General features: G+C 73.1%; 25 protein-coding genes and 3 tRNA genes. 9 read left to right on the top strand and 19 right to left on the bottom strand.

The annotated features are described in order from the left end of the window. Nucleotides 1–85: 85 nt before the first annotated feature. The 5 genes from rplL to V7S47_RS19225 all read right to left on the bottom strand — a co-directional run bounded on the left by rplL (nucleotide 86) and on the right by V7S47_RS19225 (nucleotide 5,656). Nucleotides 86–478, bottom strand: a complete 393-nt coding sequence (rplL, locus tag V7S47_RS19245; protein WP_090857237.1) for a 50S ribosomal protein L7/L12 — start codon at nucleotides 476–478, stop codon at nucleotides 86–88. An 80-nt stretch (nucleotides 479–558) separates the two neighbouring features. Beyond that, the gene (gene rplJ, locus V7S47_RS19240; RefSeq protein WP_090857234.1) at nucleotides 559–1,200 is read right to left on the bottom strand and encodes a 50S ribosomal protein L10; all 642 of its coding nucleotides are present in this window, start codon (nucleotides 1,198–1,200) and stop codon (nucleotides 559–561) included. A gap of 239 nt (nucleotides 1,201–1,439) precedes the next feature. Continuing rightward, on the bottom strand, nucleotides 1,440–2,378 hold the full coding sequence (locus tag V7S47_RS19235; RefSeq protein ID WP_336563086.1) for a D-2-hydroxyacid dehydrogenase family protein: 939 nt from the start codon (nucleotides 2,376–2,378) through the stop codon (nucleotides 1,440–1,442). A gap of 58 nt (nucleotides 2,379–2,436) precedes the next feature. Further along, nucleotides 2,437–3,018: a hypothetical protein gene (locus V7S47_RS19230; RefSeq protein WP_336563085.1), complete on the bottom strand. Its 582-nt coding sequence runs from the start codon at nucleotides 3,016–3,018 to the stop codon at nucleotides 2,437–2,439. A gap of 79 nt (nucleotides 3,019–3,097) precedes the next feature. After that, on the bottom strand, nucleotides 3,098–5,656 hold the full coding sequence (locus tag V7S47_RS19225) for a LuxR C-terminal-related transcriptional regulator (RefSeq protein ID WP_336563084.1): 2,559 nt from the start codon (nucleotides 5,654–5,656) through the stop codon (nucleotides 3,098–3,100). A gap of 93 nt (nucleotides 5,657–5,749) precedes the next feature. Here V7S47_RS19225 and V7S47_RS19220 point away from each other — a divergent pair, with 93 nt between their 5' ends. After that, a complete protein-coding gene (locus V7S47_RS19220; RefSeq protein ID WP_336563083.1) occupies nucleotides 5,750–7,456 on the top strand; it encodes a hypothetical protein in 1,707 nt (568 codons plus the stop codon). Nucleotides 7,457–7,687: 231 nt separating this feature from the next. Continuing rightward, nucleotides 7,688–9,196 carry a LuxR C-terminal-related transcriptional regulator gene (locus V7S47_RS19215; protein ID WP_336563082.1) on the top strand — a complete coding sequence of 503 codons (1,509 nt, stop codon included), beginning with the start codon at nucleotides 7,688–7,690 and terminating at the stop codon, nucleotides 9,194–9,196. 130 nt (nucleotides 9,197–9,326) lie between these two features. On the opposite strand, the gene rplA is transcribed toward V7S47_RS19215, so the two are convergent. The 5 genes from rplA to V7S47_RS19190 form a co-directional block, all read right to left on the bottom strand. Beyond that, entirely contained in the window at nucleotides 9,327–10,040 is a 714-nt protein-coding gene (gene rplA / locus V7S47_RS19210) for a 50S ribosomal protein L1 (protein WP_090857228.1), read from the bottom strand. Between the two features lie 93 nt (nucleotides 10,041–10,133). Beyond that, complete coding sequence (rplK, locus tag V7S47_RS19205) at nucleotides 10,134–10,562, bottom strand: 50S ribosomal protein L11 (RefSeq protein ID WP_336563081.1); 429 nt, start codon at nucleotides 10,560–10,562, stop codon at nucleotides 10,134–10,136. A gap of 268 nt (nucleotides 10,563–10,830) precedes the next feature. Beyond that, a complete protein-coding gene (gene nusG, locus V7S47_RS19200) occupies nucleotides 10,831–11,709 on the bottom strand; it encodes a transcription termination/antitermination protein NusG (RefSeq protein WP_336563080.1) in 879 nt (292 codons plus the stop codon). A gap of 79 nt (nucleotides 11,710–11,788) precedes the next feature. Beyond that, the gene (gene secE, locus V7S47_RS19195; RefSeq protein WP_170867066.1) at nucleotides 11,789–12,049 is read right to left on the bottom strand and encodes a preprotein translocase subunit SecE; all 261 of its coding nucleotides are present in this window, start codon (nucleotides 12,047–12,049) and stop codon (nucleotides 11,789–11,791) included. A gap of 53 nt (nucleotides 12,050–12,102) precedes the next feature. Continuing rightward, nucleotides 12,103–12,175 (bottom strand) — tRNA-Trp (locus V7S47_RS19190). A gap of 262 nt (nucleotides 12,176–12,437) precedes the next feature. Between V7S47_RS19190 and V7S47_RS19185 the strand changes: the two genes are divergently transcribed. The 6 genes from V7S47_RS19185 (at nucleotide 12,438) to V7S47_RS19160 (ending at nucleotide 17,894) form a co-directional block, all read left to right on the top strand. Beyond that, entirely contained in the window at nucleotides 12,438–13,349 is a 912-nt protein-coding gene (locus V7S47_RS19185; protein ID WP_336563079.1) for a MetQ/NlpA family ABC transporter substrate-binding protein, read from the top strand. 102 nt (nucleotides 13,350–13,451) lie between these two features. Continuing rightward, on the top strand, nucleotides 13,452–14,483 hold the full coding sequence (locus tag V7S47_RS19180; RefSeq protein ID WP_336563078.1) for a methionine ABC transporter ATP-binding protein: 1,032 nt from the start codon (nucleotides 13,452–13,454) through the stop codon (nucleotides 14,481–14,483). Continuing rightward, nucleotides 14,483–15,151, top strand: coding sequence for a methionine ABC transporter permease (locus V7S47_RS19175; RefSeq protein ID WP_090857212.1), 669 nt, complete (start codon nucleotides 14,483–14,485; stop codon nucleotides 15,149–15,151). Before V7S47_RS19180 ends, V7S47_RS19175 begins: the two co-directional genes overlap by 1 nt. 26 nt (nucleotides 15,152–15,177) lie before the next feature. Then, nucleotides 15,178–16,392: a pyridoxal phosphate-dependent aminotransferase gene (locus V7S47_RS19170; RefSeq protein ID WP_090857564.1), complete on the top strand. Its 1,215-nt coding sequence runs from the start codon at nucleotides 15,178–15,180 to the stop codon at nucleotides 16,390–16,392. Next, complete coding sequence (locus V7S47_RS19165; protein WP_336563077.1) at nucleotides 16,393–17,424, top strand: adenosine deaminase; 1,032 nt, start codon at nucleotides 16,393–16,395, stop codon at nucleotides 17,422–17,424. Next, a complete protein-coding gene (locus tag V7S47_RS19160; protein WP_336563076.1) occupies nucleotides 17,421–17,894 on the top strand; it encodes a DUF4190 domain-containing protein in 474 nt (157 codons plus the stop codon). Before V7S47_RS19165 ends, V7S47_RS19160 begins: the two co-directional genes overlap by 4 nt. A 7-nt stretch (nucleotides 17,895–17,901) precedes the next feature. Here V7S47_RS19160 and V7S47_RS19155 read toward each other — a convergent pair whose 3' ends face one another. The 7 genes from V7S47_RS19155 to V7S47_RS19125 form a co-directional block, all read right to left on the bottom strand. Next, complete coding sequence (locus tag V7S47_RS19155) at nucleotides 17,902–18,930, bottom strand: UDP-N-acetylmuramate dehydrogenase (RefSeq protein ID WP_336563075.1); 1,029 nt, start codon at nucleotides 18,928–18,930, stop codon at nucleotides 17,902–17,904. Then, a complete protein-coding gene (locus V7S47_RS19150; RefSeq protein ID WP_336563074.1) occupies nucleotides 18,923–19,306 on the bottom strand; it encodes a MaoC/PaaZ C-terminal domain-containing protein in 384 nt (127 codons plus the stop codon). The genes V7S47_RS19155 and V7S47_RS19150 overlap by 8 nt, the downstream gene beginning before the upstream one ends. Beyond that, the gene (locus V7S47_RS19145) at nucleotides 19,303–19,704 is read right to left on the bottom strand and encodes an FAS1-like dehydratase domain-containing protein (RefSeq protein WP_090857197.1); all 402 of its coding nucleotides are present in this window, start codon (nucleotides 19,702–19,704) and stop codon (nucleotides 19,303–19,305) included. The genes V7S47_RS19150 and V7S47_RS19145 overlap by 4 nt, the downstream gene beginning before the upstream one ends. Nucleotides 19,705–19,795: 91 nt before the next feature. Then, nucleotides 19,796–19,966 carry a 50S ribosomal protein L33 gene (rpmG, locus tag V7S47_RS19140; RefSeq protein ID WP_017932999.1) on the bottom strand — a complete coding sequence of 57 codons (171 nt, stop codon included), beginning with the start codon at nucleotides 19,964–19,966 and terminating at the stop codon, nucleotides 19,796–19,798. A 47-nt stretch (nucleotides 19,967–20,013) separates the two neighbouring features. Then, nucleotides 20,014–20,087, bottom strand: a tRNA-Met gene (locus V7S47_RS19135). Between the two features lie 52 nt (nucleotides 20,088–20,139). Further along, nucleotides 20,140–20,212, bottom strand: a tRNA-Thr gene (locus tag V7S47_RS19130). A 58-nt stretch (nucleotides 20,213–20,270) separates the two neighbouring features. After that, nucleotides 20,271–21,683 (bottom strand): amidase, encoded by a 1,413-nt coding sequence (locus tag V7S47_RS19125; RefSeq protein ID WP_336563073.1) that lies wholly within the window; start codon nucleotides 21,681–21,683, stop codon nucleotides 20,271–20,273. A 17-nt stretch (nucleotides 21,684–21,700) separates the two neighbouring features. Here V7S47_RS19125 and V7S47_RS19120 point away from each other — a divergent pair, with 17 nt between their 5' ends. Further along, entirely contained in the window at nucleotides 21,701–22,591 is an 891-nt protein-coding gene (locus V7S47_RS19120; RefSeq protein ID WP_336563072.1) for an alpha/beta hydrolase, read from the top strand. Here the strand turns inward: V7S47_RS19120 and V7S47_RS19115 are convergent. Beyond that, nucleotides 22,580–23,272, bottom strand: coding sequence for an LrgB family protein (locus V7S47_RS19115; protein WP_336563071.1), 693 nt, complete (start codon nucleotides 23,270–23,272; stop codon nucleotides 22,580–22,582). The two genes, V7S47_RS19120 and V7S47_RS19115, sit on opposite strands and share 12 nt — an antisense overlap. Continuing rightward, nucleotides 23,269–23,613, bottom strand: a complete 345-nt coding sequence (locus tag V7S47_RS19110) for a CidA/LrgA family protein (RefSeq protein WP_336563070.1) — start codon at nucleotides 23,611–23,613, stop codon at nucleotides 23,269–23,271. Before V7S47_RS19110 ends, V7S47_RS19115 begins: the two co-directional genes overlap by 4 nt. Nucleotides 23,614–23,749: the final 136 nt, after the last annotated feature.

Genomic DNA, 23,749 nt, shown 5'->3' with positions numbered 1-23,749 from the left:
GGGCGGCCACCCGTTCGAACGGGTGGCCGCCCCTGGCGGCGATGCGGCTGGATCAGCCGATCAGGTGGTGCTCAGTGGTGCAAGGTCACTTCAGGGTGACGCTGGCCCCGGCGCCCTCGAGGGCCTCCTTGGCCTTGTCCGCGGTGGCCTTGTCGACCTTCTCGAGGATCGCCTTGGGGGCGGACTCGACGAGGTCCTTGGCCTCCTTCAGGCCGAGGGACGTGAGCGCGCGCACCTCCTTGATGACGTTGATCTTCTTGTCACCAGCGGCCTCGAGGACGACGTCGAACTCGTCCTGCGCGGCGGCCTCGTCGGCACCGCCAGCGGCACCGCCGGCGGCGGGAGCGGCGGCCACGGCGACCGGGGCGGCGGCGGTGACGCCGAAGGTCTCCTCGAACTGCTTCACGAACTCGGAGAGCTCGATCAGGGTCATCTCCTTGAAGGCGTCAAGGAGCTCGTCGGTGCTGAGCTTCGCCATGGTGGCGTTCCTTCCATTCGGTGGCCGGGGCCGCGGTCGCGGTCCGGCCGGGTTTCAGGTGGTGGTGTGGACACCGAGGCTCACGCCTCGGCGGTCTCCTCGTCAGAGGCGGCCTCGGCGGCGGGCTCCTCGGCGGGAGCCTCCTCCTCGGCGGGAGCCTCGTCAGCGGCGGCCGGCGTACCAGCACCACCTGCGAGGATCGAGGGGTCCTCCTCGGCCTTCGCCTGCAGGGCGCCGGCGAGCCGGGCAGCCTGTGCGAGCGGGGCGTTGAGGAGGTAGACGGCCTGGCTCAGCGAGGCGAGCATCGCGCCCGCCAGCTTGCCCAGGAGCACCTCGCGCGACTCCAGATCGGCCAGCTTGGCGATCTGCGAGGCGTCGAGGATGTTGCCGTCCAGGACTCCACCCTTGATGACCAGGGTGGGGTTGGCCTTGGCAAAGTCACGCAGACCCTTGGCCGCCTCGACGACGTCGCCCTGGATGAAGGCGATCGCGGTCGGGCCGGTCAGCAGGTCGTCGAAGCCGGAGATGCCCACCTGGTTGGCGGCGATCTTGGCCAGCGTGTTCTTGACCACGGCGTAGTTGGCGTTCTCACCGAGGGAGCGTCGGAGGTCCTGCAGCTCCTTGACGGTGAGACCGCGGTACTCGGTCAGCACGGCGCCAGCGGCGTCGTTGAAGGACTCAACGATCTCCGCGACGGCGGCGTTCCTGTCTGCCCGCGCCATGGGTCTCCTTCCGGACTGGGAGACCACCGCACAGCGCCTGAGAAATGACGAACGCCCCGAGCGCAGGCTCAGGGCGTGGACACGACGGATCGTGCAACTTGCTCTGTCCCCTGCGCAGGCCGTCCGCGTCTCGCGGAACCTTCGGTCACCCTGCATGCACAGGTCGACCACCGGCGGTCTCTGGTTTCAACAGGGAACTGTACGGCGGTCGCGGACGATCGGCCAAATCCGCCGGACGCTCAGGTCAACAGCCGAACCGGCTCGCCGCCCAGCCACGCGGCCACGTCCTCGACGGCCTGCGTGAAGAAGCGGCGGTAGTTGTCCTGCGTCACGTAGCCGAGGTGCGGGGTGGCCAGCACACGCGGGTGGTCCCGGAAGGGGTCGCCGGCCGGCAGCGGCTCGACGTCGTACACGTCGAGGGCGGCGCCGGCGAGCGTCCCGGCGTCGAGGGCCCGCCGCAGCGCGGCGGTGTCGACCAGCCCGGCACGCGACGTGTTCACGAGGTACGCCGACGCCCGCAGCAGCCCGAGCTCGCGCTCGCCGACGATCCCGCGGGTGGCCTCGGCGAGCACCAGGTGGATCGACAGGACGTCGGCCGTCGCGAACAGCTCGTCGCGCCCGACCGGTCGGGCGCCCCCGGCGGCGGCCCGCTCCCTGGTGAGGTGCGGGCTCCAGGCCACGACGTCCATCTCGAAGGCGGTCGCGACGCGCGCCACCCGGGAGCCGATGGCGCCCAGCCCGAGCAGGCCGAGGGTGCGGCCGGCGAGGTCGGCGCCGACGGTGGTCTGCCAGCCGCCGGCGGCGAGCGAGCGGCTCTCGGGTCCGACCTGGCGGAGCAGGCCGAGCAGCAGCGCCCAGGTCAGCTCGGCGGTCGAGGTCTTCGACGAGGCGGTGCCGCACACGGGGATCCCCCGCTCGCGGCAGGCGTCGAGGTCGATCGAGGCGTTGCGCATCCCGGTCGTGACGACCAGCCGCAGGTCGGGCAGCCGGTCGAGCAGGTCGCGGCCGAGCGGGGTCCGCTCGCGCATCAGCACGACCACCTCGGCCCCCGCGAGCGCGGCGGCGGTGGCGTCGGGATCGAGGTGCTCGCGCACCACCTGGATCGTCACGGGCAGCGTCGACCAGTCGGCGTACGACGCCGCCACGCCCTGGTAGTCGTCGAGGATGACGCACAGCATGGCGCCATCCTCCCCCGTCGAGCTACCAGGGCGCGGGCGCCCCAGGGGGGTCGGTGGGTCAGCAGGTCACGGCGAGGAAGAACGTGTCCTGGATCGAGGTGCCGGTGTCCCAGTGGAAGACGTTGACCACGAGGGTCCGCGGTCCCTGGGTGGAGCGGGCGACGCCGATCATGGCCGGGATGACGTACTCGTTGGACCCGAGCGCGGCGCCGTCGCCGGACGTGGCCTGGTAGCCGCACCCGGACACGTCGCGCGGGAAGGTCACGCGGTACTGCCAGAACCCGCCGTTGAGCTGGGCCTCCGAGCTGACCCCGGCACTGCCGCGCCCGAGGGCACCGCCCTGGGTGACGTAGGCCCAGTACGTCGGGGTCGCCCTGAGCGCGTTCACCGTGGCCGGGGCCAGGTCGGCGGCCGTGATCGAGCGGTCCTGGATCCGGCTGCCGTTGACGGCGTTGGGGGCGATCTTCGGCGCCGTGACGGCACCGTTCCTGATCTTGGCGGCCGTGATCGCGCCGTTCTTGATCTGGCCGGTCGAGATCTTCGCGGCGGCGTACGCCGAGCCGGCGCTGGTGGCGATCACCAGGGCGAGGACCGAGACGAGCAGGGCAGCCGGGCTCATCGCCCGATCGAACCGAGACATGGAGGCTCCTGGAGCTGGGGGGAGGGATCTCCTCGCAGGTTAGGGATGGCTCTTGCCCGAGCGCCTGAGTGGCGACTACTCAAACGTGCGCGGGTCGGACCGCGCCGGCGAGCTCCGAGCGGGACTCGATGCCGAGCTTCGCGTAGGCGCGGGCCAGGTGGTTCTCCACCGTCCGGACCGACAGGTGCAGGTCGGCGGCGATCTCGGCGTTGCTCTGGCCGGTCGCGGCCCGCTCGGCGACCAGCCGCTCGCGCCGGGTCAGCGGATCCTCGGGGACGCCGAGGAGCAGCGGGGTGCGCGGTACGCAGCCGAGCCGGTCCACGAGCTCGCGAGCCCGCCGTACGGCGCGGGCGGCGTCGCGGCCGGTCGACGTGCGACCGAGCTCGGCGTGGGCCTCGGCGGCGTACAGGAGCGCGCCGAGGTCCTCGAACCGGGCGGCCGCATCGGCGAGCGCGGCGGCGTCGCGCCGCTCGATGCCGGTCGCCAGGGCGACCCGGGCCCGCGCGACGGGTGAGTCGGCCGGGAGCGCCCGGAGCCGGTCCAGGACGCCGGCGCGCTCGCCGAGCCGCAGCTGCTCGTGGAGGATCCAGCCCTCGGTGACGACCGCGCCGCTGTCGGCGGCGTCGCGCAGTCCGGACGCCAGGTGCTCGTGCGCCAGGCCGGTCCGCCCCCGCGCGACGGCGTGCCAGGCCCGGGCGATCGGGACGTGCTGGCGCAGGAAGCCGACGCCGTCCGGCAGCTCGTCCAGGCGGCGCAGCGACGCGTCGTCGGCGACGCCGCACATCCCCTGCGCGGTGATCAGCACCCCGAGGGCGAGGCGCTGGCAGTCGACCATCGCGGCCGGGGCGGCCGCGAGCAGGCTGCGCCGGGCCCAGGTCGTGGCCGACGTCAGGTCGCCGGTCTGCAGGTGGGCGGCCCCGGCGTTGAGCGCCGCCCAGGCCCGCTCCAGCACCCGGCCGTCCGCGAGGGCGATGCGGTGGGCCTGCTCCGCGCTGGCGGCGGCGTCGGTCAGCCGACCGTGCTCGCGCTGCGCGTTGGCGAGGTTGGTCAGGTGCTTGACCCGGACCGTCGCGTCCACCCCGTCCGGGTCGGCCGCCGCCCCGGCCAGCGCCGACTCGGCGACCGCGATCGCCTCCGCCGTACGGCCCAGCCGGGTGTGGGCGTGGGTGAGGGTGCCGAGGTGGAAGTAACGCAGGTCCGGCGGCAGCTGCGCACCGTCGACGTCCGCCACGAGTGCGAGCGCCTGCTCGGCGTGGCCGGCGTACACGAGCGCGTCGGCGCGGGCGACGGCGAAGACCTCGCCGATCAGGGGCGTGCCCGCGGGGTAGCGCTCGATCTCGGCCGCCAGCACCTCGGCGGCCCCCTCGACGTCGAAGCTGGTCCACACGACCAGGCTGTGCAGGGCGACGGCGAGCGCGGCGGCCATCGGCCCGATCGGCTGCTGGACCAGCACCCGGCGGAGCAGGTCGACGGCGTCGTCGAGGCGGCCCAGCTCGGCCTGCGCGGTCGCGGCGACCAGCGCGGCCTCGGCGGCCACGTCGAGGTCGGCGGCGTCGACCGCCCCGAGCGCCAGCCGTACGGCGGTGCGGGCGCTCCCGCCCGCCATCGCGAGCCGGGCCGCCGCGAGCAGGCCGGGCTCGTCGGGGACCTCGCCGGCCTCCAGGGCGAGGACGGCCGCGCGGACCACGTCGTACCCGGGGACCGCCCGGGCCAGGGCGGCGTGGTCGCGGTGCAGCGCCTGGCGCCGGGGCGGTGTGAGGTCGTCCCAGACCACCTCGGCGAGCAGCGGGTGGGCGAACCGCACGACGTCGCCGACCCACTCGACCAGCCCGTGCTCCTCCAGCTCATCGAACCAGTCGCCACGACCCGACAGCGTCACCTCGGCCAGCGGCATCCGCTCCACGACCGCGAGCAGGTGCGCGGCCTCGACCGCCTCGTCGGAGAGCCCGTCGAGGCGGGAGAGCAGCAGCCGTCGCGGCTCCGCAGGCACCCGCAGCCGGCCCCGGGCGACCCATCCGGCGTCGCCGCGCACCAGGTCACCCCGCAGCCGGGCCTCCCCCACCAGCTGACTGACCAGCAGCGCGTTGCCGCGGCAGCGGCGCCAGACCTCGTCGACGACCGCGGCGTCCACCACGTCGCCTAGCAGCTGCTCCACGAACTGCTCGGTCTCGGCCGGGTCGAACGCGCGGACCTCGTGCACCGCCACGCCCCCGTCGTACGACGCCGCCGCGACCGCGGCGGGCAGCTCGCCGCCCTCCGTGCGTACCGACGCCAGCAGCACCCGGTCGCGGTCGCGGGCGACCCGGAGCGCCACCGCGAGCGACACCTCGTCGAGCTGGTCGAGGTCGTCGACCACGAGCACCCCGCCCGCCGGGACCGCGGCGAGCACCTCCACCACCATCTCGGTCAGCGACTCCCCGGTGACGACCAGGTGGGCCAGGGCCCCGAGCGGGACCGCCGAGAGACCGCGGACGCCCCAGGCCCGCACGGCCGCGCGCTCCTGCGCCAGCACGTCGAGGAGGTGGGACTTGCCGACCCCGGCCTCACCGGTGACCAGCACGACGCGGGCCGCCCGGTCGGCCAGCAGCGCGCGCACGAGACCGAGGTCGCGTGCCCTTCCCACCGTGCCGGCGGCCATGCCCCGAATCCTAGGGTCGGACGGGCCCTCGGGACTGGGGTTTGAGTAGTCCGCACTCAGGCGCACGGGCCCGGCCGTTCCTACGCTCCTCCCGTGCGTCCCCTCCGCGCCCTCCTCGGGGCCCTCCTCCTCGTCACGCTCCTGACCGTCACCGCGCCACCCGCCGGGGCGGTCCCCGGCCCCGGCTCCCTCAGCGGCGTCGTCACCGTGCCGGTCGGGTACGACGTCCGCGACGTGCGGGTCACCGCGCACCCGGTCGCGGGCGGAGCCGGTGGCGCGGCCTGGACCGCCCTGGACGGGTCCTTCACGATCTCGGACCTCGCGCCCGGGGAGTACCGGATCTCGTTCGGCACCTACGAGCGCGACATGAACGTGTGGGCCGGCAGCACGGCCTGGTGGACGTCCCCAGGAGTGGTCGCAGGCCGCTGGACCGGCGCGGCCTTCGTGGACGCCGGCACGGTCACGGTCGAGTCGTGGACCGACGGGGCCCTCGGGACCTCGCCCCTGCTGACGCACCTGCCGGTCGAGACGGTCTCGGGCCGGCTGGAGGCTCCGCCCGGGCGGGACCCGGCGGGCGCCCGCGTCGAGCTGTGGCTGGAGGCAGGTGGCATCTACGGCAACCGTCCCGGGGGCTGGAACCGGGTGCCCGGCGTCGCGCCCGTCGTCGTCGACAGCGGCGGGACGTTCGCGATCGACGTCTCGTGGAGCTACTGGGCGGCCGGCTACTACGGCCTGCGGGTCGTCGACCCGTCCGGGCAGTACGCGTTCTCCTTCGCGAACGGAGGCCTCGACGCCACCACGCCCGGCACCTCCGGTGACTTCGCCGCGGGTGCGGTCGGCCTGGTCCGGGTCCCGGGCGAGCTCGCGGGGCTCGCGCTCGGCGTACGACGGCTGAAGCTGCCGGTCGCCGGCTCCGGCACCGTGTCCATCGCCGGGACGACGGCCGCGGACCCGGCCCGGGCCGAGTGGGGTCGCACGCTCACCGCGGTCGCGGACGTCACCTGGTCGGAGCCGACGGTCGCCACCGACTTCCAGTGGTACCGCAACGGGGTGGCCGTTGACGACGCCACCGGTCCGTCGTACGAACTGGACGGCTTCGAGAACGGCTGGGAGGCCGAGATCTCCGTGCGGGCCGTGCCCGCCGGCTTCTGGGCCACCGCCGACGTCCTCCACTCCCCCACGGTCGTCGTCGAGAACACCACTCCCCTGAACCGCCGGGCGCCGGTCGTCACCGGGGCCCCGGTCGTCGCGCGACGCCTCACCGCCGACGCCGGCACCTGGACCCCGGTGCTCCGCGACGGACCCACGACGCACGCCTACGCCCACACCTACCAGTGGTTCCGCGGGAGCAAGCCGATCGCCGGCGCGACCGGGTCGTCGTACGTCGCCTCGGCGGCCGACTTCGGCACGCGGCTGCGGGTCCAAGTGACGGCCGACCGGGCCAACACCGGCAGCCCGATCTTCCTCGGCCCGGGCGTGGCGTGGTCGGCGCCGAGCTCGGAGGTCCGCGCCCCGGCCGAGCTCGGCCTGCGCGTCCGCCTCGCGCCGGGGCACCGCCGGAAGAAGCGTCCGCGCACCCAGGTCACCGTCGTCGGGCGGGTCGCCGGCAGGCCCGCGACCGGCCTGGTCCGGGTGCTCGACGGCGACCGCGTCCTGCGCACCCTCCGGCTCCGGGACGGTCGGGCGGTCCTCACCGTCCGGCTCGCGCGCGGCCGGCACCGGATCAGCGCCAGGTCCCTGCCCGGCGGCCTGGTCCTCGCCGGGCCACCGGCCGTCCGCCCGTGGCGGGTCCGCCGCTGAGCGGGTGCCGCACCCGCCCCCATGAGCGAGTACGGCGCCACCCGGGTCGACCGAGCCGCCGACGCCTCGCACGTGCTCCTCCCCACGGGACACGGGCCAGGACCCAGCGCGGGGTCCAGGTTTCCCGACCCGGTCGGCCCGAACGCCCGCGGACGGTAGATTTCACCCCCGCCGGGCCGCGTCTCACCCCGGCCTCACCCCACCAGCCGCGGGAAGGACCCGGAGCGACCGATGGCCGAGGACGAGTTCCTGGCGGCCTGCGCCGCCCAGGACTGGCCGCGGGCGCTCACGCTGGTCGACCAGGGCTGGACCCGGCTGGTCTTTGCGGAGGCCACCTACCGCGCGGTCTTCGCGCTGCTCGCCGAGGCGCCGGAGGACGAGGTACGCCGGCACCCGCGCGCCACGCTGATGGCCGAGAGCATCGGCCGCCTCGCGCCCGGTGCCGCCCGGGTGCTGCTGCCCGCCGACGCCCAGGTGGACGCGACCCTGCGCGCCGGCCGCGCGCGCGAGCACGTCGAGCTGGCGATCCTCGGCATGGTCGCCCGCCGCGCGGCCGGTCTCCCCCAGGAGGCCCTGGAGCTCGCGCAGGCCTCGCTCCCGCTGCTGCGGGCGGCCACCCGCACCCGGTTCTCGCCGGCGGCCGACCTGGCGTCGTACTGGCACCTGCAGGCGGCCCAGGCCGCCCTGCACGTCGGGGAGCTCGACCAGGCCCGCCGGCACGTCGAGCAGTGCTGGGCCTTCCGCGCCGACGACGTGACGGGGTACGCCGCCACCTCGGGCGCCCCGTTCGGCGTCCTGCTCGCGGCCCTGGCCGGGGACGCGGCCGGGCAGGCCCGCTGGCAGCACGAGGTCGACGCGCTCGCCGAGCGCGGCCGCACCCTCATCGAGTGGGAGACCATGGAGCGCCCGGCCCTGGTCGCGGCCCTGCTGAGCGCCGTGGACCGGCTCGACGCCACCACCGCGACACCGCTCGCCGAAGCCCTGGTCCCGCAGCTGGCCTTCGACGAGCTGTGGCCGATCACCCTGGTCGCGATCGTGCGGCACCTGGTCGACACCGGCGCGACCGAGCGGGCCGCCGACCTGGTCGCCACCACGGCCGGGCGGCACCCTGCGCCGGCGGTCGACGGGTCGATCCACACGTCGTTCGCCGCACTCGCCCGCGCCGAGGTCGCCCGGGCGCGGGGCCGGTCCGGCCCGCTGTCCCGGCTGCTCGCCGAGACCCCGATGCCCGCCCTGGGTGCCCTGCAGCCGGTCCACCTCGCCCTGCTGGGCGACGACCGGCCCTCGGCGCGCCGACTGGCCGCGGAGGCCGAGCACGGCGCGACCGACCAGCGGGTACGCCGGGAGAGCCGGCTGGTCGGGATGGCGCTCGCGGACGAGCCCCCTCCGGCCGACCGCGCCGCGCTGCCGGACGAGCTGCGGCGGACCGCCGCACTGCTCCCGGCCGCGCTGAACGGCCGGCTGCGGTTGTCGTACGACGGGGTGCCGGAGGCGCACGCGGTGCCGGTGTCGGCGGACCCGGTGGTCCGGCTCACGCCGGCGGAGGCGCGGGTGCTCGCGGCGCTCGACGGACCCGCCTCCCTGCCCGAGGTCGCGGAGCGGCTCTACGTCAGCCGCAACACCCTGAAGACCCACCTGCGCAGCCTCTACGCGAAGCTCGGTGCCTCGTCCCGTCCCGAGGCGCTCGCCCGGGCCGGCCGGCTGGGACTGCTCGGGAACGGCGAAAGCCCGCCACCCTGAGGGTGACGGGCCTTCGACCTTGCTGTTCTCGGTGAGCCCACCGGGTCTCGACGCGCTCCGTTCCGACCTCGCAAGCTCGGTCGGAGTCGCTACTCGACCACCGATGATCGCAACCGCTGCGCGGCTGCGATCAGGCCTCGTCCTCGACCGCGACGTTCTTGGTGCGGTTGGGGTCGACCTGGACGCCGGGGCCCATGGTCGTGGAGACGGTGACCTTCTTGATGTAGCGGCCCTTGGAGCTGGCGGGCTTGAGCCGCAGCACCTCCTCGAGCGCCGCGGCGTAGTTCTCCGCGAGCTGGACCTCGGCGAACGAGGCCTTGCCGATGATGAAGTGCAGGTTCGCGTGCCGGTCGACCCGGAACTCGATCTTGCCGCCCTTGATGTCGGTCACGGCCTTGGCCGGGTCCGGGGTGACGGTGCCGGTCTTCGGGTTCGGCATCAGGCCACGGGGACCGAGCACGCGGCCGAGGCGGCCGACCTTGCCCATCAGGTCCGGGGTCGCGACGACGGCGTCGAAGTCGAGGTAGCCACCGGCCACCTTGTCGATCAGCTCGTCGCCACCGACCTCGTCGGCACCGGCGTCGAGGGCGGCCTGCGCCTTGTCGCCGACGGCGAACACGAGGACGCGGGCGGTCTTGCCCGTGCCGTGCGGGAGGTTGACCGTGCCGCGGACCATCTGGTCGGCCTTGCGCGGGTCGACACCGAGGCGCATGACGACGTCGACGGTCTCGTCGAACTTCTTCTTGCTGGCGGTCTTGGCGATCTTGATCGCGGACAGCGGGGCGTAGAGCTCGTCCTTGTCGAACTGCTCCGCGGCCGCGCGGTAGGTCTTGCTGCGCTGCATGTCTGGTTCTCTCGTTTCTTCAGTGCCAGTCGTGGTCTAGGTGAGCCAGCGCGGCTCTGCCACAGGGGGCCGGATGGGTGAGCCCGGGGGCTCTCAGTCGGTGGTGACGCCCATGGAGCGGGCGGTGCCCTCGACGATCTTCATCGCGGCGTCGATGTCGTTGGCGTTGAGGTCGGGCAGCTTGGTCTGCGCGATCTCGCGGATCTGGTCCTTGGTCAGCTTGCCGACCTTCTCCTTGTGCGGGACGCCCGAGCCCTTCTGGAGGCCGGCGGCCTTCTTGATCAGCTCGGCGGCCGGCGGGGTCTTCGTGATGAAGGTGAAGGACCGGTCCTCGTAGATGGTGATCTCGACGGGGATCACGTTGCCGCGCATGGCCTCGGTCTGGGCGTTGTACGCCTTGCAGAAGTCCATGATGTTCACGCCGTGCGGACCGAGAGCGGTACCGACCGGCGGGGCCGGCGTCGCGGCACCGGCCTGCAGCTGCACCTTGACCAGCGCAGCGATCTTCTTCTTGGGAGGCATGTTGCTTCTCTTTCTGTTCCGTGGTCATGACGAGGGCGTCGTACGACGGCCTCTGCCACCTGCTGTTGCTCGGTCGCGCCGGGCAACCGATCTATTGTGCGAGCCCGAGTCGCGTGGTGGCGAATCGAGCCGGAGGTGCTTGCGCGAACTGGATCAGGGTCTCGATACGCGCCACGCGTTCCTTCGCTTCGCTCAGGTCCGCGTCGGCGCTACTCGACCTCCTCGGCTGTCCTGCCCCTCGCAAGCTCGGGGCAGGGCCTCGGACCTCTCAGACTCGCTGAATTTGCGAGAACGAGAGCTCGACCGGGGTCTCGCGGCCGAAGATCTCGACGAGTGCCTTGACCCGCTGCGACTCCGCGTTGATCTCGGTGATCGTGGCGTGCAGCGTGGCGAACGGGCCGTCGACGACCATGACCGAGTCGGACACGTCGAAGTCGGCGACCTCGACCGGGCGCTTGGTCGTCGTGCCGGCGGGCGCCGGGGTGCCGGCGGCGGAGGCGGCCGCAGCGGCCTCGGCCTCGGCCTGCGCGACCACGGCGGGCGCGAGCATGCTCTCGACCTCGCTCATGCTCAGCGGCACCGGCTGGTGGCTGTGGCCGACGAAGCCGGTCACCGACGGCGTGTGGCGCACGGCGGACCAGGACTCGTCGGTGAGGTCCATGCGGACCAGGACGTAGCCGGGGAGCACGGTGCGCTTGACCATCTTGCGCTGACCGTTCTTGATCTCCGCGACCTCCTCGGTGGGGACCACGATCTCGTGGATGTAGTCCTCCATGTTGAGGGAGATGATGCGGTTCTCCAGGTTCGACTTCACCCGGTTCTCCATGCCGGAGTAGGTGTGCACGACGAACCAGTCGCCCGGCTTGGCCCACAGCTCGCGGCGGAACGCCTCCAGCGGGTCCTCGTCGGCGGCCTCGTCGTCGGCGGCCTCCGGCTCCTCGTCACCCTCGGCGAGGCTGAGGTCGTGGCTGGTCGCGCCCTCGGCGTCGGTGTCGTCGAGACCCAGGGCCTCGTCGGTGTCCTCGTCGGTGACCTCGGCGTCCAGGCGCGGGTCGTCGTCGAGGATCTCCGGGCCGTCGTTCGGCTCGCCGTACTGGTCCTCGAGGGTGACCTCGGGCTCCTGCTGCTCCGACACGTGCTGCTCCATCACTTCGCTGTGCTCGTCGGTCCGGCAGGTCGCCGGTACCGGTGGACCGAGGCCCGCGGTCAGCCCGCGGGCGGCTCGATCACGTCTGGCCGGGCCCCGTGAAGATCGAGAACACGAGCTTTCCGAAGGCCAGGTCGAGCACCGAGACCAGCGCGATCATCACGACCACGAACACCATGACCACGAAGAAGTACGTGACCAGCTGTTCCTGGGTCGGGTACACGACCTTGCGGAGCTCCGCGACGACCTGTCGGTAGAACGTGGGGAGGCTGGTGCGCTTGTCGGCCTTGCTGTCGCGTGGACCGCGGACCGCCTTGCTGTCCGGCGTGCTGTCCGACACCGACGCCACCTCTCCTCGTTCATTTCCGTCCGGCCGGTTGACCAGTTGTCCTGCAGGGCACGAGGGACTTGAACCCCCAACCTTCGGTTTTGGAGACCGATGCTCTGCCAGTTGAGCTAGTGCCCTCCGATGGGCTTTCCGGGCACGCCGAAGCATGTGGGAAATCCACCAGCACGGAAGTCTACGGGGTGGACCTCGACACAGTCCAAACCACCCGGGAATCCCGCCGGGTGGTCCGCCGTTGGGGCGGGTGCACCGGACCGACCGTCCGGCCCCTGGTGTCGAATCAATTGTTAGTTGATCGACTTTAGGTACTAATCTCTTACGACGCGGGCCACCGCCCGCACGTGAGTCATCCGGCCACCAGCCGGAACGGAAAGGATCCACCATGTCTGACCAGCTCGTCGAAGCACCCCGCTCGCGCACCGGCCTCTACGTCGTCGTCGGGGTCGTCGTCCTCGCGGTCGTCGCGGCCGTCGCGTTCTTCGCCCTCCGGGGCGGTGACGACGAGGACACCGTCGTGATCGGCGTCGTCGACGCCAGCGAGCCGTACTGGGACACCTATGTCGACGCCGCTGCCGACGAGGGCATCACGGTCGAGCTGAAGAACTTCGCCGACTACACCCAGCCCAACCCCGCGCTGACCGAGGGCGACCTCGACCTCAACCAGTTCCAGCACATCGTCTACCTGGCCGGATACAACGTCGACGCCGACGAGGACCTGGTGCCGATCGGCGCGACCGCGATCTACCCGCTGGCGCTCTACTCGACCCAGTTCGACTCCGTCGAGGACATCCCGGACGGCTCGACCGTCGCCGTGCCCAACGACGACAGCAACCTGGCCCGCGGCCTGCTCGTGCTGCAGTCGGCCGGCCTGATCACCCTGGAGGGTGGCGGCTCGATCTACTCCACGCTCGACGAGATCGACGAGGACGCCTCGCGCGTCAAGGTCACCGCCCTCGACGCCAACCTCACGCCGACCTCGCTGCCGGACGTCGCCGCGGCGATCATCAACAACGACTTCGTCGAGGACGCCGGCCTGACGTTCGAGGACGCCATCGCCCAGGACGACCCCGAGGACCCGAACGCGCTGCCCTACGTCAACATCTTCGCCGCCCGCGCGGAGGACCAGGACAACGAGACCTACCGCAAGCTGGTCGAGATCTACCAGACCAACGAGAAGGTCCAGGCGGGCGTGCAGGAGGCCTCCGGCAACACGGCCGTGCTGCTGAAGACCCCCGTCAGCGACCTCGAGGAGTCGCTGGCGCAGGTCGAGGAGGACACCCGCGCCCAGCAGTGATGCGCTGATCGCAGGACACCGGGTACGACGGGGGTGGGGCGCACCCTGCCCCCGTCGTACCGCTCCCGGACCATCCACCGCCCCACCCGAAGGACCCGCAGCATGCCCCTCGTCGAGATCCGCGACGTCCGCAAAGAGTTCCCCGCCCGCTCCCGAGGAGGCTCGCCGACGGTGGCCGTCGACGGCGTCGACCTCGACGTCGAGGCGGGTGAGATCTTCGGCATCGTCGGCTACTCCGGCGCCGGCAAGTCCACGCTCGTCCGACTGGTGAACGCGCTCGAGCCCGCGACGTCGGGCTCGATCCGGGTCGACGGCACCGAGGTCGTCGGACTGGGCGAGCGCAGCCTGCAGCGGGTCCGCCGCGACATCGGCATGATCTTCCAGCAGTTCAACCTGATGAACTCGCGCACCGTCTACGGCAACATCGCCTTCCCGCTCCAGGTCGCCGGCGTCCCGAAGTCGGAGCACCGCAAGCGGATCTCCGAGCTGCTGCACTTCGTCGGTCTCGCCGACAAGGCGCTCGCCTACCCAGACCAGCTCTCGGGCGGCCAGAAGCAGCGGGTCGGCATCGCCCGCGCGCTGGCCACCTCGCCGAAGCTGCTGCTGGCCGACGAGGCGACCAGCGCCCTCGACCCGGAGACCACCCAGGAGGTGCTGGCCCTGCTGAAGCAGGTCAACACCGAGCTCGGCATCACCATCGTGCTGATCACCCACGAGATGGAGGTGATCAAGACGATCGCCGACAAGGTCGCGGTGATGGAGGACGGCAAGGTCATCGAGCAGGGACCGGTCTTCGACCTCTTCTCCCGTCCGCAGCACCCCGCGACCCGCCGCTTCGTCTCCACGCTCGTCGCCGACCAGCCGCCCGAGCGGGCGCTGCAGGTGCTGCGGGAGCGGCACGACGGCCGGTTCGTGACGCTCGCCTTCCGCGACCCCGCCGTCCGCCAGTCGCAGGTGTTCGCCGAGCTGATCTCCCGCGACGTGGCGTTCGAGCTCGTCTACGGCGGCATCGAGGACATCCAGGGCGAGACCTTCGGCAACCTCACGCTCTCGCTGACCGGCGACCCGACCCAGGTCGAGGCGGCGCTGGGCGCCGTACGGGCCCTGGTCGACGTGCGGGAGGTGGCGGCCTGATGTTCGACGACACCCGTCTCCTCGACCTCACCGACCTGCTCCGCGAGGAGTTCTTCACCACCCTCTACATCGTCGGGCTGACGCTGCTGGTCGGCGGCCTGCTCGGCCTGGCGCTGGGACTGGCGCTCTCGACGACCCGGCGCGGCGGGCTGCTGGCCAACCGGCCGGTCTTCGTGGTGCTCAACCTGCTGGTCAACTTCTTCCGGCCGATCCCGTTCGTCATCTTCATCGGCGCCGTGCAGCCCTTCGCCCGGGTGGTGGTCGGCACGGGCATCGGCGAGAAGGCGATCATCTTCGCGATGACCCTGGCCGCGACGTTCGGCATCAGCCGGATCGTCGAGCAGAACCTGGTCAGCGTCGACCCCGGCGTGATCGAGGCGGCCCGCTCCATGGGCGCCGGGCGGCTGCGGATCGTGCTCACCGTGCTGCTGCCCGAGGCGCTCGGCCCGCTCATCCTGGGCTACACCTTCGTCGTGGTCGCGATCATCGACATGTCCGCGATCGCCGGCGCGATCGGGGCCGGCGGGCTGGGCGCCTTCGCCCTCCAGTACGGCTGGCGGCAGTTCGACACGGTGGTCACCTGGACGACCGTGCTGATCATCGTGGCGCTCGTCCAGATCGCCCAGTTCGCCGGCAACGGCCTGGCGCGAAAGGTGATGCGTCGGTGACGAGGGCGGCCTCTACGATGGGCGCCATGACCTCTCCCGGAAGCCCTCGTGACCGTCGCGTGTCCCAGCGGATCGGCGCCATCGCCGAGTCCGCGACGCTCAAGGTGGATGCCAAGGCCAAGGCGCTGAAGGCGGAGGGCCGCCCGGTCGTCGGGTTCGGCGCCGGCGAGCCCGACTTCCCGACGCCCGGCTACATCGTCGAGGCGGCCGTCGAGGCGGCCCGCGACGCCAAGAACCACCGCTACACCCCGGCCGGCGGACTGCCCGAGCTGAAGAAGGCCATCGTAGAGAAGACCCGCCGCGACAGCGGGCTCGTGATCGAGCCGGCCCAGGTGCTGGTGACGAACGGCGGCAAGCAGGCCATCTACGGCGCCTTCGCCGCGATGCTCGACCCGGGCGACGAGGTGATCGTGCCGGCGCCGTACTGGACCACCTACCCCGAGTCGATCGCGCTGGCCGGCGGCGTCCCGGTCGAGGTGCTGGCCGACGAGACCCAGGACTACAAGGTCACCGTCGAGCAGCTCGAGGCCGCGCGCACCGAGAAGACCAAGGTGCTGCTGTTCGTCTCGCCCTCGAACCCGACCGGCGCGGTCTACACCGCCGACGAGATCCGGGCCATCGGCGCCTGGGTCGAGGAGCACCAGCTGTGGGTGCTGACCGACGAGATCTACGAGCACCTCGTCTACGACGGCATCGAGACCGGCTCGCTGCCGGTGCTCTGCCCCGAGCTGGCCGACCACACCGTGATCGTCAACGGCGTCGCCAAGACCTACGCGATGACCGGCTGGCGGGTCGGCTGGGTCATCGGCCCGAAGGACATCGTCAAGGCCGCCACGAACCTGCAGTCGCACGCCACCTCCAACGTCGCCAACGTCTCCCAGCGCGCCGCCATCGCCGCGCTCGAGGGCGACCTGTCCGCGGTCGACGAGATGAAGGTCGCCTTCGACCGGCGCCGGCGCACGATCGTGTCGATGCTCAACGAGATCGACGGCGTCGTCTGCCCGCTGCCCGGCGGCGCGTTCTACGCCTACCCGTCGGTCAAGGGCCTGCTCGGCAAGGAGTACGGCGGCCGCGTGATCGAGACCTCCGCCGAGCTGTCCGAGTACATCCTCGACGAGGCCGAGGTGGCGATCGTGCCGGGCGAGGCGTTCGGGTCGCCGGGCTACCTGCGACTGTCCTACGCCCTCGGGGACGACGACATCGTCGAGGGGATCACCCGGCTGCAGAAGCTCTTCGGCTGAGTGAGGGACCTGCACGCACTGCCCAAGGCGCACCTGCACCTGCACTTCACAGGGTCGATGCGGCACCAGACCCTGCTCGAGCTCGCGGAGCGGGACGGCATCTCGCTGCCGGACCAGCTGGTGTCCGAGTGGCCGCCGACGCTCTCGGCGGCCGACGAGAAGGGCTGGTTCCGCTTCCAGCGGCTCTACGACGTCGCGCGCTCGGTGCTGCGCACCGAGGACGACGTACGACGGCTGGTGCTCGAGGCCGCCGAGGACGACGTGCGCGACGGCGGGCGGTGGCTGGAGATCCAGGTCGACCCGAGCGGGTACGGCGCCCGCTTCGGTGGGATCACCGCCTTCACCGACCTGGTGCTCGACGCCGTCCGGGAGGCGTCGGCGACGACCGGGCTCGGGATGGCGGTCGTCATCGCCGCGAACCGCACCCGGCACCCGCTCGACGCCCGCACCCTCGCCCGGCTCGCCGTCCAGTACGCCGGGCGCGGCGTGGTGGGCTTCGGGCTGTCCAACGACGAGCGCCGGGGCACCACGGCCGACTTCGCGGGCGCGTTCGCGATCGCCGAGCGGGCCGGCCTGGCCCTGGTGCCGCACGGCGGCGAGCTGCGGGGCCCCGAGCACGTCAGCACCTGCCTGGACACCCTGCACGCCGACCGGCTCGGCCACGGCGTCCGCTCGGCCGAGGACCCGGCGCTCCTCGACCGGATCGTCGCGGCCGGCGTGGCGCTCGAGGTCTGCCCGGTCTCCAACGTCGCGCTGGGCGTCTACTCCGACCTGACCTCGGTGCCGCTGCCGACCCTGCTGGCCGCCGGGGCCACGGTCGCGCTCGGCGCCGACGACCCGCTGCTGTTCGGCTCCCGGCTGGCCGGCCAGTACGCCACCATGCGGGCCGCGCACGACCTCTCCGATGCGACTCTGGCCGAGCTGGCCCGGATGTCGGTGCGGGCCTCGCGGGCCCCCGACGACGTCCGCGCCGGCGTGCTCCGCGAGATCGATGCCTGGGTCGCCGCTCCCTCGGGCACGATGTCCCCATGACCATCGGTCCCGAGCACCCCGACCACCCCGGGTACCAGCGCCGTCCCGACGAGCCCGCCCCGCAGCAGCCCGGCCAGCCCGGGCAGCCCGGGCAGCCGCAGTGGCCCCAGTACAGCCAGCAGCAGCCCGGCTACGCCTACGGCTACACCCCGCCGATGGCGGCGCCCATCCACCCGCAGGCCAACACCGCGCTGATCCTCGGCATCGTCGGCCTCGCCGGCACGTTCCTGTGCGGCGTCCTGGTCGTCCTCGGGCCGTTCGCGTGGTCGATGGGCGCGAAGGTCAAGCGCGAGATCGCCGCGAGCGGCGGGGCCTACCGCGGCGAGAGCGAGGCCAACACCGGCATGATCCTCGGGATCGTCACGACGGTGCTGCTCGTCCTGGCGATCCTGGCGATCATCGCGTTCGTGGTGCTGGTGCTCGCCGTCGACTCGTCGCCGGACTACTCGACCGACTACTCCGGGACCTAGTGCTCGGCTAGAGCACGCAGCCGACCAGCACCGGCTCGTTGACGAGCCGGATGCCGAACCGCTCCTCGACCCCGTCGCGGACCTCGCGGGCCAGGGCGAGGAGGTCGTCGGCGCTCGCCGAGCCGCGGTTGGTCAGGGCCAGCGGGTGCTTGGTGGAGAGCCGGGCCGGGCCCTCGCCGTACCCCTTGGCGAAGCCGGCGTGGTCGATCAGCCAGGCGGCGCTGGTCTTCACCGAGCCGTCGGGCTGGGGCCACGCCGGCGCCCCCTCGGGTACGGCGCCCGCCCCGACGACCGGGTTGGTGAAGAAGGAGCCCGCGCTCCAGGTGTCGTGGTCGGCCGGGTCGAGCACCATGCCCTTGCCCCGGCGCAGGCCGAGGACCGCCGCGCGGACGTCGGCCAGCGGCGCCCGGGCACCGACCTCGACGCCGAGGGTCCGGGCGAGCTCGGCGTACGCGACGGGTGCGCCGAGGGTGCCCTGGCGGAGCTGGAAGGTGACGCTCAGGACGACGTGCCGCCCGGGGTCGGCCTTGAACCGGCTGTGCCGGTAGCCGAAGCCGCAGTCGGCGGCCGCGAAGGTGCGCACGCCCCGCAGACGGCGGTCCCACACCCGCACGGAGGCGATGGTCTGGGCGACCTCCTGGCCGTAGGCGCCGACGTTCTGGATCGGGGTGGCACCGACCGACCCGGGAATGCCGGAGAGGGCCTCCACGCCCACCCAGCCGCGCTCGACGGCGAGCGCCACCAGGTCGTCCCAGGTCTCGCCGGCGGCGACCGTCGCGAGCACCCCGCCGCAGGTCGGGTCGTCGTCCTCGACGTCGAGCTCGAGCCCGGTGGTCGCGACCTCCACCACGGTGCCGGGGAAGCCCTCGTCGGCGACCAGGAGGTTGCTGCCGCCCCCGAGCACCAGCACCGGCTCGCCGGCCATCTCCGCGGCCGTGACGGCCTCGGTGAGCTCGTCCTCGGTGGCGGCCCGGACGTAGCTGCCGGCCGCTCCCCCGACGCGCAGCGTGGTGTGGTCGGCGAGCAGCTCAGCCATCGGTGCGCACGACCGCCTTGGGCATGCCGAGGACCTTCTGGCCGGCGCTCGTGACGGTGAGGGCCACGGTGGTGAGCCCGTCCTCGCTGCTCTTCACCTCGCCCGCGACGACGACGTCGACGGCGCCCTCGGCGGGCACCACGACCGGGCTGGTGAACTTGCAGCCGAGACTGACCACCTCGGCACCCGGGAACCAGGTCGCGACCGCGCGGGCGGCCAGCGCCATCGTGTACATGCCGTGGGCGATCACGCCGGGCAGGCCGACGCTGCGGGCGACGTCCTCGTCCTGGTGGATCGGGTTGTGGTCGCCGCTGGCCTCGGCGTACGCCACGAGGTCGGCGCGGGTGACGGCGTAGGTCTGGGTGTCGAGCGTCATGCGGCCGCCCCCCGGTGGACCAGGGTCGCGCTGGTCGCGCACACCAGGGTGCCGTCGGCGTCGGTGACCTCGGACGTGGTGCCGATGATGTCGTTGCCGGCGATCTGGCGCAGCGACGCGACGGTGAGCGTCGCGGTCAGCACGTCGCCCGGGACGACCGGCCGCTCGTAGGCGAACCGCTGCTCGCCGTGGACGATGCGGAACAGGTCGATGGCCTCGGCCTCGAGGAAGGCGTTCATCGCGTCGAAGGCCAGCACGATCGGGAAGGTGGCCGGCGCCGGGCCCCCGTCGTACGACGAGCCGGTGGCCGCGGCGAAGGCGCGGACCCGCTCCTCGGAGACGGTGAGCGGGGCGGTCGGCGGGAAGACCCGTCCGACGAGCGAGGCATCGACTGGCATGCCGGTCAGCCTAGCGACGGAGCCGGGAACGCCGACGACCCGCCCGAGCCAAGCTCGGACGGGTCGTCGGGGAAGCAGAGACGCTGACGGGTCAGCGGGTCTCGCGGTGCGCCTGGTGCTTGCGGCACCGCGGGCAGAACTTCGCCAGCTCGAGACGATCGGGGTCGTTGCGGCGGTTCTTCTTGGTGATGTAGTTGCGCTCCTTGCACTCAACGCACGCGAGAGTGATCTTGGGGCGAACGTCGGAGCTCTTGCTGGCCACGGGAAGTCCTTGGGGTCGAGGGTGGTGCGGTGCTGCTCGGTGGTGAGTAGCGGGGGCGGGACTCGAACCCGCGACACCACGATTATGAGCCGTGTGCTCTAACCACCTGAGCTACCCCGCCACGAGGGCATGGGAGTACGGCCAGGTTAACCGGCCGCACAACCCTCACCCAGAGCCCCTTTACGGAATCGAACCGTAGACCTTCTCCTTACCATGGAGACGCTCTGCCGACTGAGCTAAAGGGGCAACGACGGAGAACGATACACAGCCCTCCCGGGAACGAGAAATCGGCTCGATCCTCGCCCTACGGAGCCACGATCCGGGCGAACGGGAAGGCCTCCTCGAGCTCGTAGGCGAGCTCCAGGAGGGTGGCCTCGCGGCCCGCTCCGGCGCCGAGCATCATCCCCTGCGGGAGGCCCGCGGCCGTGGTCGCGAGGGGCAGCGAGACGGCCGGGTCGCCGGTCACGTTCTGCCAGGGCGTGAAGGCCACCCAGTCGAGCAGGCGGTCCATGATGACGTCGTACTCCTGGGTGGGGTCGAGGTGACCGACACGCGGCGTCTCGTGCGCGAGCGTGGGGGTCAGCACGACGTCGTACCGCTCGTGGAAGGCGGCCGCGGCGTGCCGGGCACGGGTGAGCCGACGGATCGCCCCGGGGACCCGGTGCAGGTTGCGGAGGGCGTGCCGGGCCAGCCCGCGGGTGAGATTGTCGAGGCGGTCGGGGTCCCAGCTGCGGCCGTTGACGCGGCGGCCGGTGCGGACGATGACCAGGGCCAGGAACGCCCAGTAGAGGACGAAGTCGTCGGGGAAGCCGGGGTCGGCCGGGGCGGGCGCCTCCTCGACGGCGTGGCCGAGCTCCTCCAGCTGCTCGGCCACCCTCCAGGTGAGGGTCGTGACCTCCGGGCTCGCGCCACGGCCGATGCCGGCGGTGTTGACGGCGATCCGGAGCCGGCCGCGACCCGGACGGGTGATGTCGCCGACCGGCGGAAGGTGCAGGGCGCGGTAGACCTTCTCCGCCTCGCGGAGGAACGCCGCGGTGTCGCGGACCGAGCGGGTCACCACGCCGTCGGCGACGATCCGCAGCGGCATCTGGCGGGTCAGCGCGTCCTGGGCCAGCCGGTCGCGGGTCGGCTTGAGCCCGACCAGGCCGTTGACCGCGGCCGGGATCCGGATCGAGCCGCCACCGTCGTTGGCGTGGGCGATCGGGACGGCGCCCGCGGCGACCAGGGCGGCCGAGCCCGCGGACGACGCCCCCGCGCTGTGGTCGGTCGACCAGGGCGAGCGGACCGGGCCCTGCCGCGGGTGCTCGGCGGCGGCACTGAAGCCGTACTCCGAGAGCCGGGTCTTGCCCAGCGGGACCAGCCCGGTGGCGAGGTACATCCGGGCCAGGTCGCCGTCGGCCGGACGCGGTCGCCCCTCGAAGGCGTCGGTGCCGTGCTGGGTCGGCAGGTGCTGGACGTCGACGTTGTCCTTGACGAAGGTCGGCACGCCCGAGAAGAACCCGCCGCGCGGGTCGAGGCTCTCCGCGCGGGCCCGGTCGTAGGCGCGGTAGGCGACCGCGCCCAGTGCGGGGTCGACCTCCTCGGTCCGGGCGACGGCGGCCTCGACGGCCTCGCGGACCGACACCTCGCCGGCGTGGAGGGCGGTCACCAGACCGACGGCGTCGAGGTCGCCGAGGGCGTCGTCACGGAAGGCGTGCACGCGAGTCATGTCCCTCATCCAACTACGCTCCGCACGTGGTGTCCTGGCAGATGAGGGGTGTGGCGGCGCTGATGCGCAGCACCCGCAAGCGACGGTTCCTGACGACCGAGGGTGGCCTCGACATGTTGGCCCGCGCGAAGGGTCCCTCGGACCCCCCGCGCTCGGTGACCCGTCGGATGTCGGTCGAGTCCCGGACAGTGGGCTGCTTCGACGTCCACCAGGTCCGTCGCCCGGACTCCGCCGGGTCGCGGCCGGTCGTCGTCTACCTGCACGGTGGCGCCTACGTGAACGAGATCGTCAGCCAGCACTGGGCGCTCGTGCGGCGGTTGGCCGCCGAGCTCGACGTCGAGGTCTGGGTGCCCGTCTACGGGCTGGCCCCGGACCACTACGCGCAGCAGGCCCACGACCTGGTCGCCGCCCTCCTCGCGGAGCTGTACGACGCGGGCCGCGACTGCTGGCTCGCCGGGGACTCGGCCGGCGGCGGGCTGGCCCTCGCGGCCGCCCAGCGCGCGGTCGCCCTCGGCCGCTCGACCGTCCGCGGCCTGACCCTGATCGCCCCGTGGCTCGACCTCGGCATGCGCAACCCCGAGGTGGACGCGCTGGAGCCGCACGACCCGTGGCTCGCGCGGGCCGCGCTGCGCCCGATCGCCGACGCCTGGGCGGCCGGCCTGTCGCTGGACGACCCGCGGGTCAGCCCGCTCCTCGGCCCGGTCGACGGGCTGCCGCCGGTCGACCTGTGGGTCGGCACCCGCGACATCACGCTGCCGGACGCCCGGATCCTGCGCGACCGGCTGGCCGGCGTGGTGCCGGTCGACTTCCACGAGCTGCCCGGCGGGCTGCACGTCGTACCGCTGCTGCCGGTGCCGGAGGGTGAGCAGGCCCGGCGGCGCATCATCGAGCGGATCGGGGCGGGGCTAGAGGAGTAGGGCCAGCAGGATCGGCAGGACCAGGCTGGTGGCGAGGGCGGTGAGCCCCATGGCCAGGCCGGAGAAGGCGCCCTCGGTGCGGTCCTCGACGAGGGCCCGGGAGGTCCCGATGCCGTGTGAGACCGAGCCCATCGCGATGCCGCGGGCGGTGCGCGAGCGGATGCGCAGCAGGGTGAGCACGGCCGGGCCGGCCACGGCGCCGAGGATGCCGGCGACGATCGTGAGGGCCGCGGTGAGCTGGGGGATGCCGCCGTTCTCGCCCGACAGCGCGATCGAGACCGGCGCGGTCGCCGCCTTCGGCGCCAGGGTGCGCTGGAGCAGCTCGTCGCCGCCGAGGCCGCGCGCGACCAGGACCGCCGACCCGACGCTGACCAGCGCCCCCAGCGGCACGGCGAGCAGCAGCGGGACCAGCAGCCCGCGCAGCCGGTGGGCCTGCCGGTGCAGCGGGACGGCCAGCGCGACCGTCGCCGGACCGAGCAGGAAGGTCAGCAGCGCGGTCCCGGCGCGGTAGTCGGCCACGTCCACGTCGAGCACCAGCAGCACCGTGCCGACCAGCACCACCGCGACCAGGACCGGCTGGGCGAGGGCGTGGCCGGTCCGAGCCTGCAGGGACCGGCCGGTCTGGTAGGCCAGCAGGGTCAGCACCAGCGGGAACAGCGGCGAGTCGGTCAGCCAGCTCATCGGTCCCTCCCGCCCAACAGGGAGACCGTCCAGCCCACGACGGCCAGGCCGAGCACCCACGAGCCGACCAGCGCGACGGTGACCGGCAGGGCGTCCTCGCGCAGCACGGACAGGTAGCCGACCACCCCGGCTCCGGCCGGCACGAACAGCAGCTGGAGGTGGCGCAGCAGGGCGTCGCTCACCCGCACGACGGGGACGTCGTCCGCGGCCCGCCGTACCTGGAGGACGACGAAGAGCACCACCATCCCCACCACCGGCCCCGGCACCGGCGCGTCGGTCAGCCGGACCAGGACCTCCCCCACCAGCTGGCACCCCAGCAGCCACGTCAGTCCGGTGATCACGCCCCCATCCTGGCCGCCCCGCGCCGAGTCAGCAGAAGTGGGGGGGGGGGGGGGGGCCCCGGGGGGGGGCGCCCCCCCCCCCCCGCGGGGGGGCCGGGGGGGGGGGCGGGGGGGGGGGGGGGGGGGGGGGTGTGGG

The organism is Nocardioides sp. CCNWLW216 (assembly GCF_037120545.1).
GTDB classification, from domain to species: domain Bacteria; phylum Actinomycetota; class Actinomycetes; order Propionibacteriales; family Nocardioidaceae; genus Nocardioides; species Nocardioides lianchengensis.
Note: the sequence above shows the minus strand (reverse complement) of the source record. Positions and strands in the feature narration are given on the sequence as shown.

Coding starts and splice junctions, on each gene's coding strand:
- V7S47_RS19125 (WP_336563073.1), bottom strand. CDS start 21,683: ATGAGGGACATGACTCGCGTGCACGCCTTCCGTGACGACGCCCTCGGC.
- V7S47_RS19225 (WP_336563084.1), bottom strand. CDS start 5,656: ATGGCCGCCGGCACGGTGGGAAGGGCACGCGACCTCGGTCTCGTGCGC.
- rplL (WP_090857237.1), bottom strand. CDS start 478: ATGGCGAAGCTCAGCACCGACGAGCTCCTTGACGCCTTCAAGGAGATG.
- V7S47_RS19145 (WP_090857197.1), bottom strand. CDS start 19,704: ATGCCAGTCGATGCCTCGCTCGTCGGACGGGTCTTCCCGCCGACCGCC.
- V7S47_RS19175 (WP_090857212.1), top strand. CDS start 14,483: ATGTTCGACGACACCCGTCTCCTCGACCTCACCGACCTGCTCCGCGAG.
- V7S47_RS19235 (WP_336563086.1), bottom strand. CDS start 2,378: ATGCTGTGCGTCATCCTCGACGACTACCAGGGCGTGGCGGCGTCGTAC.
- V7S47_RS19230 (WP_336563085.1), bottom strand. CDS start 3,018: ATGTCTCGGTTCGATCGGGCGATGAGCCCGGCTGCCCTGCTCGTCTCG.
- V7S47_RS19150 (WP_336563074.1), bottom strand. CDS start 19,306: ATGACGCTCGACACCCAGACCTACGCCGTCACCCGCGCCGACCTCGTG.
- V7S47_RS19185 (WP_336563079.1), top strand. CDS start 12,438: ATGTCTGACCAGCTCGTCGAAGCACCCCGCTCGCGCACCGGCCTCTAC.
- V7S47_RS19215 (WP_336563082.1), top strand. CDS start 7,688: ATGGCCGAGGACGAGTTCCTGGCGGCCTGCGCCGCCCAGGACTGGCCG.
- V7S47_RS19155 (WP_336563075.1), bottom strand. CDS start 18,930: ATGGCTGAGCTGCTCGCCGACCACACCACGCTGCGCGTCGGGGGAGCG.
- V7S47_RS19180 (WP_336563078.1), top strand. CDS start 13,452: ATGCCCCTCGTCGAGATCCGCGACGTCCGCAAAGAGTTCCCCGCCCGC.
- V7S47_RS19160 (WP_336563076.1), top strand. CDS start 17,421: ATGACCATCGGTCCCGAGCACCCCGACCACCCCGGGTACCAGCGCCGT.
- rplK (WP_336563081.1), bottom strand. CDS start 10,562: ATGCCTCCCAAGAAGAAGATCGCTGCGCTGGTCAAGGTGCAGCTGCAG.
- V7S47_RS19115 (WP_336563071.1), bottom strand. CDS start 23,272: ATGAGCTGGCTGACCGACTCGCCGCTGTTCCCGCTGGTGCTGACCCTG.
- rplA (WP_090857228.1), bottom strand. CDS start 10,040: ATGCAGCGCAGCAAGACCTACCGCGCGGCCGCGGAGCAGTTCGACAAG.
- rplJ (WP_090857234.1), bottom strand. CDS start 1,200: ATGGCGCGGGCAGACAGGAACGCCGCCGTCGCGGAGATCGTTGAGTCC.
- nusG (WP_336563080.1), bottom strand. CDS start 11,709: ATGGAGCAGCACGTGTCGGAGCAGCAGGAGCCCGAGGTCACCCTCGAG.
- V7S47_RS19170 (WP_090857564.1), top strand. CDS start 15,178: ATGACCTCTCCCGGAAGCCCTCGTGACCGTCGCGTGTCCCAGCGGATC.